General features: G+C 68.6%; 12 protein-coding genes. 7 read left to right on the top strand and 5 right to left on the bottom strand.

The features are described from left to right. Window positions 1–96 precede the first annotated feature (96 nt). Together BM031_RS11025 and cphA (BM031_RS11030) are read left to right on the top strand one after the other, a co-directional pair. Window positions 97–1,545: an iron-containing redox enzyme family protein gene (locus tag BM031_RS11025; protein ID WP_218147584.1), complete on the top strand. Its 1,449-nt coding sequence runs from the start codon at window positions 97–99 to the stop codon at window positions 1,543–1,545. Window positions 1,546–1,620: 75 nt separating this feature from the next. Beyond that, window positions 1,621–4,251, top strand: coding sequence for a cyanophycin synthetase (gene cphA, locus BM031_RS11030; protein ID WP_091874613.1), 2,631 nt, complete (start codon window positions 1,621–1,623; stop codon window positions 4,249–4,251). Window positions 4,252–4,360: 109 nt separating this feature from the next. Here the strand turns inward: cphA (BM031_RS11030) and BM031_RS11035 are convergent, their stop codons facing one another. The 5 genes from BM031_RS11035 to BM031_RS11055 form a co-directional block, all read right to left on the bottom strand. Then, entirely contained in the window at window positions 4,361–4,888 is a 528-nt protein-coding gene (locus BM031_RS11035) for a porin family protein (RefSeq protein WP_177207715.1), read from the bottom strand. Between the two features lie 216 nt (window positions 4,889–5,104). After that, the gene (cphA, locus tag BM031_RS11040) at window positions 5,105–7,690 is read right to left on the bottom strand and encodes a cyanophycin synthetase (protein ID WP_091874615.1); all 2,586 of its coding nucleotides are present in this window, start codon (window positions 7,688–7,690) and stop codon (window positions 5,105–5,107) included. Further along, entirely contained in the window at window positions 7,687–8,565 is an 879-nt protein-coding gene (locus tag BM031_RS11045; RefSeq protein WP_091874616.1) for a cyanophycinase, read from the bottom strand. The genes cphA (BM031_RS11040) and BM031_RS11045 overlap by 4 nt, the downstream gene beginning before the upstream one ends. Continuing rightward, complete coding sequence (locus BM031_RS11050; RefSeq protein ID WP_091874617.1) at window positions 8,562–9,473, bottom strand: isoaspartyl peptidase/L-asparaginase; 912 nt, start codon at window positions 9,471–9,473, stop codon at window positions 8,562–8,564. The genes BM031_RS11045 and BM031_RS11050 overlap by 4 nt, the downstream gene beginning before the upstream one ends. A gap of 147 nt (window positions 9,474–9,620) precedes the next feature. Further along, the gene (locus BM031_RS11055; RefSeq protein ID WP_091874646.1) at window positions 9,621–10,067 is read right to left on the bottom strand and encodes a DUF2244 domain-containing protein; all 447 of its coding nucleotides are present in this window, start codon (window positions 10,065–10,067) and stop codon (window positions 9,621–9,623) included. Window positions 10,068–10,208: 141 nt separating this feature from the next. Here BM031_RS11055 and BM031_RS11060 point away from each other — a divergent pair, with 141 nt between their 5' ends. The 5 genes from BM031_RS11060 (at window position 10,209) to BM031_RS11080 (ending at window position 14,971) form a co-directional block, all read left to right on the top strand. Beyond that, window positions 10,209–11,474 (top strand): Hsp70 family protein, encoded by a 1,266-nt coding sequence (locus BM031_RS11060; RefSeq protein ID WP_091874618.1) that lies wholly within the window; start codon window positions 10,209–10,211, stop codon window positions 11,472–11,474. A 21-nt stretch (window positions 11,475–11,495) separates the two neighbouring features. Then, on the top strand, window positions 11,496–12,155 hold the full coding sequence (locus BM031_RS11065) for a 3'-5' exonuclease (protein ID WP_177207716.1): 660 nt from the start codon (window positions 11,496–11,498) through the stop codon (window positions 12,153–12,155). Window positions 12,156–12,228: 73 nt separating this feature from the next. Next, on the top strand, window positions 12,229–12,570 hold the full coding sequence (locus BM031_RS11070; protein WP_091874619.1) for a hypothetical protein: 342 nt from the start codon (window positions 12,229–12,231) through the stop codon (window positions 12,568–12,570). 78 nt (window positions 12,571–12,648) lie between these two features. Then, complete coding sequence (locus BM031_RS11075) at window positions 12,649–14,043, top strand: porin family protein (protein WP_091874620.1); 1,395 nt, start codon at window positions 12,649–12,651, stop codon at window positions 14,041–14,043. A 10-nt stretch (window positions 14,044–14,053) separates the two neighbouring features. Then, window positions 14,054–14,971, top strand: coding sequence for a metal ABC transporter substrate-binding protein (locus tag BM031_RS11080; RefSeq protein ID WP_091874621.1), 918 nt, complete (start codon window positions 14,054–14,056; stop codon window positions 14,969–14,971). The last annotated feature ends 2 nt before the right edge of the window (window positions 14,972–14,973 follow it).

A 14,973-nucleotide genomic window follows, 5' to 3' on the forward strand; every position in this document is an offset into this window, starting at 1 on the left:
TTACATCTTCGCAGCACGCCTACCGATTCTGTAGAAATAGTTCAGCACGGATAATGTCGTTATCGTCTTACCAGACCAACAATACGACCCGAGACCATGAATTCGATGCTGTTAGACGTCACCGACGCCGCCGTTCCGACCGCTCCCGCGATCCGGGAGCGCGCGAAGGCCCTGTATTTTTCGCTGTACGACGCTCCGGCGTCCAATCCGGACGAGGCGCGCGCCTACGTCGCCGACCAGGTCGCCGCCGTACAAGCGCTCCCGAGCGACCTGCCGCCCACGCTGGCCGAGCTGCCGGCCTGGGTCGACCAGCGCACCGACGCCGTCGGCGCCCAGTACCGCGACTACCTCGCCGCGCGCAAGAACGGCGCGCCGCGCCGCTATTTCTCGTGCCGCGCGCACGCCCTGTACTTCATCAAGGCGGTGGCGCCGACCAAGCTGGTGGACGGCGCCTGGCTGTATGGCCTGCTCAAGCAGTGGGACAACCCGGCCTACCATGAGCTGATCAAGACCTACCTCGAAGAGCTGGGCGAGGGCGCGCCGAGCAAGAACCACGTGACCATCTACCGCAAGCTGCTGGCCACCCACGGCTGCGAGGGATGGGAAGGGCTGAGCGACGACCATTTCGTGCAAGGCGCGATCCAGCTCGCGCTCGGCCACCACGCCGAGCACTTCCTGCCAGAGATCATCGGCTACAACCTGGGCTACGAACAGCTGCCGCTGCACCTGCTCATCACCTCGTACGAGCTCAATGAATTCGGCATCGACCCGTATTACTTCACGCTGCACGTCACGGTGGACAATGCCGCCAGCGGCCACGCCCAGAAAGCGGTGCAGGCGCTGGTGAACCTGATGCCGCGCGTGGGCGACCGCGACGCTTTCTACCGCCGCGTGCTCGACGGCTACCGCCTCAACGACATCGGCGCCAGCACCACCTCGACCATCGCCGAGTTCGACCTGGAGCAGGAACTGGTGGACATTCTCGCGGCCAAGAGCAACGTGGGCAAGAACATGCACTCGGATTACTGCCGCGTGGCGGGCCGCTCGGTCAATGACTGGCTGGGCGACCCGGCCCGGATCCCCGATTTCCTCGCCTCGCTGGAACAGGCCGGCTGGATCAAGCGCGGTGAAGACGTGGAGCACAGCCGCTTCTGGCGCCTGGTGCACGGCGAGAAGGCCGAGATGTTCGGCGTCTTCAGCGCCTACGAGCAGCAGGTGCTGCGCGACTGGATCACCACGGCGCCGGACGGCAAGCGCGCCAAAGGACCGCGCGCCCTGAGCTGGCGCGCGCGCCAGCGCACGCTCGACAACCTCGGCCAGGACGCAGACCGCAGCGAGCATTTCCCTGAACGCGGCCTGATCCGCCGCCACCCGCGCCTGGAAGCGCCGGACAACGAACTGCGGCTGCTGGAAGAGCAGGTGGCCGCGGCCGCCGGCAAGCAGCAGGCAATGGAACTGCTGGGCGGACTGATGTCGCCCGAGATCCACCACACGGCGGTGGGCCTGATGGCCACCCGCATGTACACGCGGCTGTTCGAATCCTGAGCGGCCGCAGCACCGGTTTGACCCGCATGCCGGACCTTTGTCCGGCATGTTCACAACGATTACAAGGATACATTCGTGCAAATCCTGGAACAACGCTTCCTGCGCGGGCCTAACGTCCACGCCGATTCCCCCTGCCTGCTCAGCGTGATCGACCTGCAGGACCTGTACGGCCTCTCCTCGAACGACATCCCCGGCTTCAACGACGCGCTGCTGGCGGCGCTGCCGTCGCTCCACGGCCAGCTGCTGCCGACCGGCCAGCGCGGCGGCTTCGCGCAGCGCCTGCGCGAAGGCACCTATCTCGGCCGCGTGATCGAGCAAGTGACGCTCGACCTGCAGACCCAGGCCGGCGCACCCGCCAGCTACGGGCGCACGCGCCCGGTCTCGGGCCGCCCGGGCCAGTTCCGCATCGTCTGCGCCTACGCGATGGAAAAGCTGATCCAGCCGGCCTTCGAGCTGGCGATCGACCTGGTCACCGCCCTGGCCAACGGCGAAGCATTCGAGCCCGGCCCGCGCCTGGACGAACTGCGCGCCATCGTCGCGCGCCATGCGATCGGCACCAGCACAGCGGCGGTGCTGGCCGCGGCGCACGAGCGCGGCATCCCGACCCAGCGCATTACCGAAGACGCCAACCTGTTCCTGCTGGGATGGGGCGCGAAGCAGAAACGCCTGCAGGCCACCACCACCGGCGACACCAGCTTCATCGCCGTCAAGATCGCCAGCGACAAGCAGCTCACCAAGGCCTTGCTCAACGAGGCCGGCGTGCCGGTGCCGGAAGGCGCGGTCGTGACCAGCGTGGAAGAAGCCCAGCGCGTGGCCGCGCGCATGAAGGCGCCGGTCACCCTCAAGCCGCTCGACGGCAACCAGGGCAAGGGCGTGACGGTCGACTGCCGCGATCCGGACAGCGTCGCGCGCGCCTTCGCGTTCGCGCGCGACTTCGGCCGCAGGATCATCGTCGAGCGCTTCGTGCAGGGGCGCGACTACCGCGTGCTGGTGGCCAACGGCGACGTGGCGGCCGCATCCTGCCGCCGCCCGGCCCACGTGGTGGGCGACGGCAGCGCCAGCATCCGCGAGCTGGTCGAGCGCGAGAACCAGAATCCCGCGCGCGGCGCCGGCCACACCAACATCCTCACCCGCATCGCACTGGACGACCACGCGGCCGACATGCTGCGCAAGCAGGGCTTCGACTTCGACAGCGTGCTGCCGGCGGGCGTGGCGGCCGAACTGCGCGGCAATGCCAACCTGTCCACCGGCGGCACCGCCGAGGACGTGACCGACCTGCTGCCGGAAGCCACGCGCCTGATGTGCGTGCGCGCCGCGGCCAAGATCGGCCTGGACGTGGCCGGCATCGACATCGTGTGCCGCGACATCGCGCTGCCGCTGGAAGCCCAGCAGGGCGCCGTGATCGAGGTCAACGCCGCGCCCGGCATCCGCATGCACCAGTACCCCAGCAGCGGTAGTCCGCGCGACGCCGGCGACGCCATCGTCCAGGGCCTCATGCAGGACTCCGATGGCCGCATCCCGACCATCGCCGTCACCGGCACCAACGGCAAGACCACCACCACGCTGCTGATCGCGCACACCGTGCGCATGGCCGGCAAGGTGGCCGGCGTGACCACCACCGAGGGCGTCTTCATCGACGGCAAGCAGGTCGCCAAGGGCGACTGCACCGGCTACTGGTCGGCGCGCACCGTGCTCGGTTCGCCCGAAGTCGAATTCGCCGTGCTGGAAACCGCGCGCGGCGGCATCCTCAAGCGCGGCCTGGCCTTCGACCGCTGCGACGTGGGCGTGGTGCTGAACATCGCCGCCGACCACCTGGGCCTGGATGGCGTGGACACCGTGGAAGACCTGGCCCAGGTCAAGGCGGTGGTGGCGACATCGGCCGCCAAAGCGGTGGTGCTCAACGCCGAGGACCCGCTGTGCGTGGCCATGGGGCGCCGCACCAAGCCGGAAGCGGAAATCGTGTATTTCTCGATGGACCCGGAGAACCCGGTCTTCCTCAAGCACCTGGAAGAAGGCGGGCGCGGCGTCTACCTGCAGGACAATGCGGTGGTGGTGGCCGACGAGAACCTGCACCAGGAACTGCTGCGGGTCGAGAGCATGCCCGTCGCTTTCGGGGGCAGCGCGCGCTTCAACATCGCCAACAGCCTGGCGGCGGCCGCCGCCCTGATGGCGTCGGGCTTCACCAACCTGCAGATCGCCACCGGCCTGTCGACCTTCGTCTCGAACGGCCGCACCAACCCGCTGCGCACCAATATGTTCGACATCCGCGGCGTGACCGTGATCGTCGACTATGCGCACAATCCGGCCGCCTACCGCGCGATGGCCGACATGGCGCGCTCCATGCTGCCGGGGCAACTGGTGGGCATCGTCACCGCACCGGGCGACCGCCGCGACGAAGACCTGCGCGAGGTAGGCCGGGTATGCGGCGCGCGTTTCGACGAGCTGGTGGTCTACGAATCGCAGAGCCGCGGGCGCGAAGTGGGCGAAGCGGTGGACCTGATCCTGGATGGGGCCGAGGAAGCGGCGGGAATGAGCGACACGCTGCACCGCGTAATCGAGGTGGGAGAGGCGATCCGCCACGGCCTGTCGCTGTGCCAGCCGGGGGATGTGCTGGTGTTCGCGTGCGGCTCGTCGCTGCAGGTGTTCGTCGATGCGCTGCGGGTGAATGATCCGGAGAGTGCGGACCAGGTGGCGGGGCAGGTGTGATCAGTTAGCCGAAAAACCGTCGCCCCGGCGCAGGCCGGGGCCCAAGTTAGCGCTTCAATAGCGCGTACGACGGTTTTTAGGGGAACAATGGAATGGAGCAGGCTGGAAGCTAAAACTCGAACTTCAGCCCAAAACTCCACACATCGGACTTCGCGCCCGCCTTCTTGTCCTTCCCAAAGCGTTCATACTCCGCCGTAACCGCCACCTTCTGCGTCACTGCGTACTGGATCCCGAACGCCCCATACAATCCCGTATCGTTGTCCTTGCGCGTCACGCCCACGGTCGTGGTCTTGCGCTGGCTCTGCGCCACGCCCAGCTTGCCATAGGCCGACAGCCGGTCCATCAGGGGCTTGGTGAAGCGCGCCGCCACATACGTTCCGAAACCACCCAGGTCGATCGTCCGCGCTTCCGGCGCCGGCGTCGCCTTCCTGAAGTCGATCACGCCGCCTTCCACCGCGAGGCTATCGCTGAACGCGTAGCCGCCGAACAGCTTGGGATTGATCTTCGATGTCCCGTCGATCCGCTCCGCGGCTGCCGCGGCGACGCCGACATAGGCATGCGGCGCGGTTTGCTCGGCCTGGGCGGCGCCCGCCAGGGCAAGGAAGACCACGAATGCGGTGGAAAGGAAAAGCTTCATGTGCGTCATCCAGTGTTACTGTCGAGTTTCGAGGTGGAAAGATAACAGGCGGGCGTCGCTGCAAAAGCCCGAAAGTCGTAATACTTGTAACAGGATGTAAGAAAATACTTAACGGAACGTTAACCACGTCGACAGGATCGCAAATTCTCCGGTAAACGCGACAACGCCGCCCCCACCCGATGGGGGGACGGCGTCGAAGGCACGAACGAAGGTCGATCAGATCGCTTCAGCCTCGATCCTGCGCGCCAGTTCCGGTTTCTCTGGGCGAATCGCGTCGGTCAGTTCCGAAATGGTGGAACTGCAGCCGAACACCAGCACGTCGCCCGGCTTGCACAGCGCCAGGCCATGGCGGATCGCCGCCTGCGATTCCGGCACCACGGCCAGCGAATCGTCGCCCAGGCGCCCCAGGCGGGCGCCGCGCACCAGCAGCGACGAGGTTTCGCCATCGGCGCGGCCACGGTTCTCGGTCTCGTAGATCACCAGGTCGTCGAAGCCGGCGGCGCAGGTGCGGCCGATGTCGACCAGGTCGGCGTCGCGGCGGTCGCCCGGGGCGGCCACCACGCCCACCACCCGGCCGCCCGTCATCGCACGCGCGCTCTCGGCCAGCGCCGCGTAGGCGGCGCAGTTGTGGGCGTAGTCGACGATCACGGTGACGCCGTCGACGTCGAACAGGTTCGAGCGCAAGGGGTTGCTGCGGGTGTCCGAGACGAAGCTGAGCAGGCCGTCGGCGATTTCCTCGTTGCCGAAGCCGCTTGCGCTGAGCGCGGCGGCCGCGGCCAGCGCGTTGGCGACGTTGTAGCGCGCCGCGCCGCCGAGCGACACCGGCATCTGGCGCGCATCGGCCAGGGCTTCATGGCGCTCGCCATTGGCCAGCACCAGGGTCTGGTCCTGCAGGTAGGCCGCGCGCCCGCCGTTTTCCAGGTGGCGCAGCAGGGTCGGGTTGTCGGCGTCGAGCGAGAAGTAGATGACTTCGACGCCCTCGCGCAGCTGCCTGGCCATCGCCACGCAATAGTCGTCCTCGGCATTGAGCACCACGGCGCGCGCGGCGCGCTGGGCCACTACCGCCTTGACCCGGGCCAGGTCGTCGAGGGTCTCGACGCCGTCCAGGCCCAGGTGGTCGGCCGATACATTGAGCACCACCGCCACGTCGCAGCGGTCATAGGCCAGGCCGCGCTTGAGGATGCCGCCGCGCGCCGTTTCCAGCACCGCGAAGTCGACGCCCGGATCGGCCAGGATGCTGCGCGCCGAATGGTAGCCGGTGCAGTCGCCCTTCATGGTGGGCTTGCCGTCGACGTACACGCCTTCGGTGGTGGTCACGCCGGTGCGCAGGCCTGCCTTGCGGGTGGCGTGGGCGATCAGCAGCGAGGTCGTGGTCTTGCCGTTGGTGCCGGTCACGGCCACCGTCGGGATGCGGCCGTTGCACTGGCCAAACAGCGCCTCGACGATGGCGTCGCCAGCGTCGCGCGGGGTGCCGCGGCTCGGGTACTGGTGCATGCGGATGCCCGGCGCGGCATTGACTTCGATGATGCCGCCTCGCTGCTCGCGCAGCGGCTGAGCGATGTCCTGGCAGACGATGTCGATGCCGGCGATGTCCAGGCCGATGGTGCGGGCCGCGCGGATGCAGATGTCGCGGGTTTCTTGCGGCAGCAGGTCGGTCACGTCTTCGGCGGTGCCGCCGGTGGAGAGGTTGGCGTTGCCGCGCAGGTCGGCCGACACGCCGGCCGGGAGCACCGTGTCGAGACCGTATCCCTGCCTGGCCAGCGTCTCCTCGGCCAGCGCGTCCATCGGGATCCTGGTCAGGATGTTGGTATGGCCCTCGCCGCGCGCCGGGTTGCGGTTCTCGACCTCGACCAGCTCGCGGATGCTCAGGGTGCCGTCGCCGGTCACGCAGGGCGGACGGCGCCACGAGGCGGCGGCCACCTTGCGGCCGGCGACCAGCACGCGGTAGTCGCGGCCCAGCAGGTGTTCCTCGACGATCACGCGGCGCCCGTGGCGGCGCGCGTGGGCAAACGCGCGCGCCACCTCGTCCGGTGTGCCGCAGTTGGTGGTCACGCCCTTGCCCTGGTTGCCGTCGAGCGGCTTGACGGTGACCGCGCCCAGGCGGCGCGCGATGCGCTGCGCGTCTTCTTCGCTCGTCGCGGTGGCGCCGCCCGGGACCGGCACGCCGGCCGCCTCGAGCAAGGCCTTGGTCAGCTGCTTGTCGCTGGCGATGCCGACCGCGATCGAATTGGTGGCGCCGGTCATGGTCGCCTGCAGGCGCTTCTGGCGGCTGCCCCAGCCCAGCTGGAACAGGTTGGCTTCCTCGGTCAGGCGCTGGGCCGGAATGCCGCGGCGCAGCGCAGCCCGCACCACGGCGCCGGTACTGGTGCCGATCGCATGGTCCTGGGCGGTCTCGCGCAGGCGGTCCAGTTGCGCGGCCAGGTCGAACGGGCGGTCCATTGCCACCGCATGGAGCAGGTCGAGTGCGCAGCGCAGCGCGGCCACGGCCACTTTCTCGATGGTGTAGCCGCACACGACGCGGCGCGCACCAGGCGCGCCGGCCACGGCCTGCGTCGCGCTGAAGCTGCCAGGTGCGCCGGCCAGGCGCTGCAGTTCCATGGTCACCGGTTCGACAGCGTCGACCAGCATCGCGTCGTCGGCCAGGCGCACGCCGGCATCGGCCGGCAGCGAAGGCAGCAGCGCGAACAGGCGGGGGGCGAAGCCGGTACAGGTGGCGGCGCCCTCGGCGACGACGGCCATCAGGCAGGGCGTGGCGGCGTACAGGTTGGGGCCGCGCAGCAGGCGTTTTTCCTTGATTTTCATGAAATCGGGTTCCGTTTGGTGATGTTTTCGAGGATGTCGAGCAGCTGGGGCGGCAAGCGTTTCCCGGGTTCGGTGTCGGCGGTCGGCAGCTGGTAGCTGCTGCCGGCAGGAAGCAGGTGCAGGCGCACGTCGATCAGTTCCGGCGTATCGCGGTCCTTGATGTCGGCCACGTTGGTGATCATGGTGCGGCCATCGACGATCGTGACCGCACCCTGGCCCAGCACCTCGATGCCGCTGCCCAGCGCGACCACGAGGGCGGTGTCCTCGTCGATGCCGATGCCCTGCAGATAGGGGTTCTGGGCCACGATGGTCAGGAGGCGCGACAGGCGCTGGCGCTCCGAGAAGTGCTGGTCGATCACCACCCGGTGCAGGAAGCCCAGGCCGGCGCCGAGGCTCACCGAGCCTTTTTCGGGCAGGGTCTCGACCCGGCCCGTGGCCAGCATGTGGCCCGACATGGCGGAAGCGCCGGCGCTGGTGCCGCCGATGGTGGCGCCGCGAATCTTCAGCGCGACGTGCATCGCGGCGTCCAGGGCGCTGCCGCCGATCAGCGCCAGCAGGCGCTTCTGGTCGCCGCCGGTCATGAAGATTCCGGTGGCCTGGTCGACCCGGCGCACGAATTCCTCGCTGTTGGCGTCCTGGCGGCTGGTGATCAGGAGGTGGCTGCGGCACTCGACGCCGAGGTTGCCGAAGGCCTGGTCGTACATCTCCCACATCTGGTCCGCCACCTGGCTGGCGGCGGTGATCACAACGATGTTGGCGTCGGCGCCGCCGGCCAGTTCGACGAAGCGGGTAAGGATTTCCATGCCGTGCTGGCGGTCTTCGTGGCCGCCGATGATGACGAGGTGGCCGTACTTTTCCTGGGGCTGGTTGCTCATCGCTGTGTCATTTTCGCTTGGGGCATGCCGTGATGGCAGAGGGCGCCGGCTTCCTGGCGGCTGACCGCGATCAGGCCGACGTTGACTTCCTTGTCAAACAAATCGAGTCCGCGTTCCAGCGCCTTCTGCAGCGGCATGCCGTCTTCGATCCAGCCGTAGACGGTGCGCGCCAGCAGGTGGCGCATGATGTGTTCGCCGATACCGGAGGCGGCGACGGCGCCGTGCGGGCCGGCGAAGAAGCCGCTGCCGATGATCGGGCTGTCGCCGACGCGGCCCAGCAGCGAAGGGGCCGAGCCGCCGGTGGAGCAGGCCACCGCGAAGTGGCCGTCCGGCCCACGCACGACCGCGCCAACCGTGTCGCAGGCCGCCGACTTGGGCAGCTGGATCGGGGTCTTGTAGTTCCAGAAACGCTCGAACAGGCGGTTGTCGATACCCGGCATCAGCGGCACCGAGCCAGCAAGCTCGCTCATGATCTGGCGGTGCTGCGCGCGCTGGTGTTCCGAGACCGGCGCGCTGCGCGCCATGCCCAGGCTGCGCGCGAAGCGCTCGGCGCCTTCGCCGGCCAGCAGCACGTGCGGGGTGTCGGCGATCGCGCGCGCCAGCAGGACCGGGTTCTTCACGTCGCGCACGCAGGCCACCGCACCGAGGCGCCCGCGGGTGTCCATGATCGACGCGTCCATTTCGATGGTCGCGCCATCCAGGCACAGGGCCGAACCGCTGCCGGCGTTGAAGCGCCCGTCGTCTTCCATCGCGGTGACGGCGGCGATGGCGGCGTCGAGGGCGTCGCCGTTGGCCTGCAGCTGGGCCAGCGCGCGGCGCGCGGCCAGCACGCAGCCGTCTTCGTGGTCGAGCGGCGCACCGGCGCCGCCGTGGACGACGACGGCGCCGGCCTGTTGAGTGTTGCTCATGTCTTCCTTGATCGATGCGTTGCAAGCTGTGACGATTCGTTGTCACGAAGTTAATGCCAGCATTATCCGCTCTTGCACACGTGCACCATATCGGTACCCTTGCCGTGCTCGTGTAAGAAGTTGCTTACAGGGAGCAACAGGATTGGACTAGGCGAGGGAGACGCCGCGCAGCGCCCGCCGCAGGGCGCGCACCAGTTCCAGGCGCTGCGAGGGTGTCAGGAAACGCCCGGTCTCGACACGCTGGCCGCGCGCTTCGATCACGACCAGGCTGCGCAGGCCGGCGCCGTCGAGGCTGACGCGCGCATGGGCCGGCTCGAGCCGGACCACCGAGGTGCGGGCGCCGTTGGCGTACTCGACCAGCAGACAGCCGTCCTGCAGGCAGATCCGTTCGTAGTCGAGCGCATGGCGGCTGTAGTGGAGCAGGGCGGCGCCGACCGCCGTCGATTCGAGCACGGCAAAGGCGAGCACCATCCAGGCGCCGCGCAGGGTGAACACCAGCGCGATGCCGAGCGTTGCCGCGGACAGCAGGGCGTAGACCAGCAGCGCCTGGCGCGGCGTGAGCGAGCAGTTGCGCTTCATTCGCCATTCGGCCATCAGGCAGTCCATGGCTGGCCCCCGCTGACAAGTCAAGACAGTGTGTACCAGTTTGCCACAGCGCCGAAAAATGCACCGCCCGGAGGGCTAATGCCGCCAGTAATCTGTTACCATACCGCCCCTCCAAACGAAAAGGTTCTTATGGCGCTCGCTTGCGGCGTTGACTTCGGCACGTCCAATTCCACCGTCGGCTGGCTCCCGGGCAGTTCCCTGCAGCCGGGCGCCAGTTCGCTGCTGGCCCTGGAGGACGGCAAGGCAACCCTTCCGTCGGTCGTTTTCTTCAATGCCGACGACGAACAGGTCAGCTACGGCCGCGCCGCGCTGGCCGACTACCTCGAGGGCTACGAGGGCCGCCTGATGCGCTCGCTGAAAAGCCTGCTGGGCACCAGCCTGATCGACGGCCAGACCGAAGTGGCGGGGCGCGCGCTGCCGTTCAAGGCGCTGCTCGCCCAGTTCATCGGCGAAGTCAAGCGGCGCGCCGAGCGCCAGGCCGGGCGCTCCTTCGACAGCGCCGTGTTCGGCCGCCCGGTCTACTTCATCGACGACGATGCCGATGCCGACCGCCGCGCCCAGGACACGCTGGAAGAAGTGGCGCGCTCGGTGGGTTTTCGCGACATCAGCTTCCAGTACGAACCGATCGCCGCCGCATTCGACTACGAGTCGAGCATCGACCGCGAGGAACTGGTCCTGATCGCCGACATCGGCGGCGGCACCTCGGACTTTTCGCTGGTGCGCCTTGGCCCCCGGCGCGCCGGGCGCGTGGAGCGGCGCGACGACATCCTGGCCACTGGCGGCGTGCACATCGGCGGCACCGACTTCGACAAGTACCTGAGCCTGGCGAGCGTGATGCCGCTGCTCGGCTATGGCAGCACCATGCAGTCGGGCGCGGCGATCCCGTCGAGCTACTACTTCAACCTGGCCACCTGGCACACGATCAACCAGGCCTATACCCGCAAGAGCATCGCGCAGCTGTCCGACCTGGTGCGCGACGCGGCCGAACCGGCCAAGCTGGTGCGCCTGCAGGACCTGATCGACGAGCGCGCCGGCCACTGGCTGGCGATCCAGGTGGAAGCGGCCAAGATCGGCCTGTCGGCCAGCCCCGCCGTGAGCATGGAACTGGACCGGCTGGCGCCTGGCGAATCGCTGCTGGTCACGCGCGCCCAGTTCGAAGGGGCGATCGCCCAGATGGTCGACAGCGTCGGCGCCACCGTCACCCGGCTGTTCTCGGAAGCGGGCGTCGAGCCGGATGCGATCGACACGGTTTTCTTCACCGGCGGCTCGAGCGGCGTATCATTGCTGCGCGAACGCATCGCGGCGCTGGTGCCGGGCGCGCGCAAGGTCGAAGGCGACCTGTTCGGCAGCATCGGCGCGGGCCTGGCCCTCGACGCGCTGCGCAAGTTTGGCTAAAGCAGATGACAAGGACTATCCATGAGTGTGTTTGAACGCCCGATCGTGATGCTCGACTTCGAGACCACCGGCCTGTCGCCCGACATGGGCGACCGCATCACCGAGGTGGCGGCGCTGCGCATCGTGGGCGGCCAGATCACCGAGCGCTATGTATCGCTGGTGAATTGCGGCGTGCGCATTCCGTCCTTCATCACCCAGCTCACCGGCATCACCCAGGACATGGTCGATTCGGCGCCATCGGCGGGCCGGGTCGTGCCCGAGCTGCTCGACTTCATCGGCGGCGACATGCTGTCGGCCCACAATGCCAGCTTCGACGAGAAGTTCCTGAAGGCCGAAGGCTGGCGCTGCGGTCGCCAGACCGGGCATTCCGGCCTGGTCTGCTCGCTCAAGCTGTCGCGCCGCCTGTTCCCCGGCATGCCCAGTTATAAACTCGGCAACCTGTCCAGCCGCCTCGGCATCGAATTCCGCGGCACCGCCCACCGGGCCGAGGCCGACGCGGAAGTGGCCGCCGAAGTGCTGCTGCACGCGGCGCGCCACCTCGGTCGCACCTGCGGCATCGACCAGGTCGCGCCCGACCTGCTGGTCACGGTCAACAAGCTGGCCGCGGCCAAGGTGCCGGTCTTCCTCGATAAATTCGCCAGCCTGGAGCGCGAACGCCGCGCCGTGCCGCGCGCCGCCTGAAGCGCCCGCGGCGCTGCGGGCTTGCTAAAAAAGCCTGACACGGCTGTCGCAATCGCATTAGAATGCGGGCATCATGATCCGCCGTAACGTGTTCCGCGTGTTGTTGTCGCTTGTGCTGCTGCTGTCGCAGCAGATGGCGATGTCGCACGCGCTGAGCCACTGGACCAGCCAGCTCGGGGGCCCGGTCGCCCAGCAGGCGGCGATCGATTCGGACCTGTCCAGCGCCTTCGCCCAGGACCGCAGCTGCGCCCAGTGCCTGGGCCTGGCACAACTCTCCGCACCGCTGCCGAACGCGCCGCGCCAGTTCATGCCGCCCGAGCTGGGCGACATGCCGGCGCTGGAAGCGGCCGGCCTGGCCTGGCGCCTCCAGCAGCATCGCCCCTTCGACTCGCGCGCACCTCCCGTCGCCGGATAGCCCCAGCCTGTTTCGAGCCCGTCATGCAGGCCTGCCTGTGGACGCGCTTCGCCTATCCCGTGCCTGAAGGACAACCCGATGTTGAAGAAGACCGTATTGACGGCGGCGCTGGCCGCCGCCTTTTCCTACTCCCTTTCCGCCCACGCTGCCGACGACAAGGAACTGGCCGCCATCCGCGCCCAGATTCAGGACATGAAGGCCAGCTACGAGGCGCGCCTGCAGGCGCTCGAGCAGCGCCTGCAGGACGCGCAGGCGGCCGTGGCGCAGGCGCAGAACACTGCCGCTGCAAGCCAGGCGCCGGCCGCCCCGGTTGCCTCGGCTGCTCCGGCTGCCCCGGTGGCGGCTGCCGCCAGCGGCGCCAACGCCTTCAATCCCGCGATCTCGCTGGTCCTGGGCGGCAGCATGACGAACGCCTCGAAAGACCCGGGCCAATTCCGCTTCCAGGGCTTCATGCCCCCTGGTGGTGAAGTCGGGCCGGGTTCGCGCAGCTTCAACCTGGGCGAATCAGAACTCACCTTGTCGGCCAACATCGACCCGAGCTTCGCGGGCCAGGCGACCTTCGCCATCACCGGCGAGAACGAAGTCGAGGTCGAGGAAGCCTATGTCCGTACCCGGGCCCTTGGCAATGGCCTGAACATCAAGGCCGGCCGTTTCATGTCCGGCATCGGCTACCTGAACAGCCAGCACGCCCATACCTGGGACTTCGTCGACGCGCCGTTTGCCTACCAGGCCTTTTTCGGCGGCCAATACAAGCCGGACGGCGTGCAGGCGCGCTGGCTGGCCCCGACCGATACCTATATCGAGCTGGGCGCCGAGCTGGCGAGCGGGCGCAACTTCCCCGGCAATGACCGCAACAAGAACGGCGCCGGCGCCGGCGCCGTGTTCGCGCACGCGGGCGGCGACATCGGCGATTCGTCCAGCTGGCGCGCCGGCCTGTCGTATTTGCGCACCCGCGCGGCCGGGCGTGAATTCGACGAAGCCGGCATGCCGGCGGCCTTCAGCGGCCGTTCGCAGGTGGTGGTGGCGGACGCCGTGTGGAAGTGGGCGCCGAACGGCAACCCGACCCGGCAAAATCTCAAGCTGCAGGGCGAATGGATGCAGCGCCGCGAGTCCGGCAGCCTGGCGGCGATGGACGAGGCGGGCGGCTACCGCAGCCGCCAGTCCGGCTGGTACCTGCAGGGCGTCTACCAGTTCGCGCCCGGCTGGCGCACCGGCCTGCGCCACGACCGCCTGGACTCGGGCAGCACCCGCATCGGCCTAGTCAACGACGGCGTGCTGGGCCTGGGCGCCTTTTCCTCGCTGGCGGCCTACAGGCCGCGCCGCACCAGCGTGATGCTCGACTACAGCCCCTCGGAGTTCTCGCGCCTGCGCCTGCAGGTGGCGCGCGACGATGCGCGCCCGGAGTCGAGCGACAACCAGGTCTACCTGCAGTACATCATGAGCCTCGGCGCCCACGCCGCGCACAACTTCTGAGGAACGCACCATGCACCGCACCCACCGTACTTTGCTGGCCGGCCTGGTCGCCGCTGCCAGCCTGCTGGCCAGCGCCGGCGTCCATGCCGGCGTCAACGTCCTCGCCTGCGAACCCGAATGGCAGGCCCTGGTCCAGGAATTGGGCGGCGACAAGGTCAGCGCCACCAGCGCCACCAACGCCCTGCAGGACCCGCACCGGGTCGAGGCGCGTCCGGGCCTGATCGCCCGCACCCGCAATGCCGACCTGCTCGTGTGCACCGGGCTGGACCTGGAAGCGGGCTGGCTGCCGCTGCTGGTCCAGCAATCGGGCAATGCCAGGATCGAACGCGGCCGCCCGGGGTATTTCGAGGCCGGCAGCTTCGTGCCGCGCCTGGATGTGCCGGCACGGCTCGACCGCGCGGAAGGCGACGTGCATGCCTTCGGCAACCCGCACGTGCACCTGAACCCGCACAACATCGCACTGGTGAGCACCGCGCTGGCCAAGCGCCTGGGCGAGATCGATCCGGCCAACGCCGCCTTCTACGGGGCGCGCCAGCTTGATTTCTCGGCGCGCTGGAACGCGGCGATGCGCAAGTGGGAACAGGCCGCCGCTCCGCTGCGCGGCGCCACCGTGGTCGAACACCACAAGAACATGGCCTACCTGCTGAACTGGCTGGGCATGAGCTCGGTCGGCACGCTGGAAGCCAAGCCCGGCGTGGAGCCAAGCGCGGCCCACCTCGGCGGCCTGCTGGCGCAGCTGCAGGGCAAGCCGGCGAAACTGGTGATCCGCGCGGCCTACCAGGACCCGCGCGCGTCCAGCTGGCTGTCCGAGCGCGCGCGCATCCCGGCGGTCGTCATTCCCTACACCGTGGGGGCCGACGCGCAGTCCGGCAACCTGTTCGCCCTGTTCGACACCACGGTGGCGCGCTTGACCGCGGCGGTAAAGTGAGC

The sequence above is a fragment of the Massilia yuzhufengensis genome (assembly GCF_900112225.1).
Lineage (GTDB): Bacteria > Pseudomonadota > Gammaproteobacteria > Burkholderiales > Burkholderiaceae_D > Telluria > Telluria yuzhufengensis.

Bases quoted from the DNA above. Each gene is read 5' to 3' on its own strand.
- BM031_RS11035 (WP_177207715.1), bottom strand. From the start codon at position 4,888: ATGAAGCTTTTCCTTTCCACCGCATTCGTGGTCTTCCTTGCCCTGGCG.
- BM031_RS11025 (WP_218147584.1), top strand. From the start codon at position 97: ATGAATTCGATGCTGTTAGACGTCACCGACGCCGCCGTTCCGACCGCT.
- BM031_RS11060 (WP_091874618.1), top strand. From the start codon at position 10,209: ATGGCGCTCGCTTGCGGCGTTGACTTCGGCACGTCCAATTCCACCGTC.
- BM031_RS11065 (WP_177207716.1), top strand. From the start codon at position 11,496: ATGAGTGTGTTTGAACGCCCGATCGTGATGCTCGACTTCGAGACCACC.
- BM031_RS11055 (WP_091874646.1), bottom strand. From the start codon at position 10,067: ATGGCCGAATGGCGAATGAAGCGCAACTGCTCGCTCACGCCGCGCCAG.
- BM031_RS11070 (WP_091874619.1), top strand. From the start codon at position 12,229: ATGATCCGCCGTAACGTGTTCCGCGTGTTGTTGTCGCTTGTGCTGCTG.
- BM031_RS11050 (WP_091874617.1), bottom strand. From the start codon at position 9,473: ATGAGCAACACTCAACAGGCCGGCGCCGTCGTCGTCCACGGCGGCGCC.
- BM031_RS11045 (WP_091874616.1), bottom strand. From the start codon at position 8,565: ATGAGCAACCAGCCCCAGGAAAAGTACGGCCACCTCGTCATCATCGGC.
- BM031_RS11075 (WP_091874620.1), top strand. From the start codon at position 12,649: ATGTTGAAGAAGACCGTATTGACGGCGGCGCTGGCCGCCGCCTTTTCC.
- BM031_RS11080 (WP_091874621.1), top strand. From the start codon at position 14,054: ATGCACCGCACCCACCGTACTTTGCTGGCCGGCCTGGTCGCCGCTGCC.
- cphA (WP_091874615.1), bottom strand. From the start codon at position 7,690: ATGAAAATCAAGGAAAAACGCCTGCTGCGCGGCCCCAACCTGTACGCC.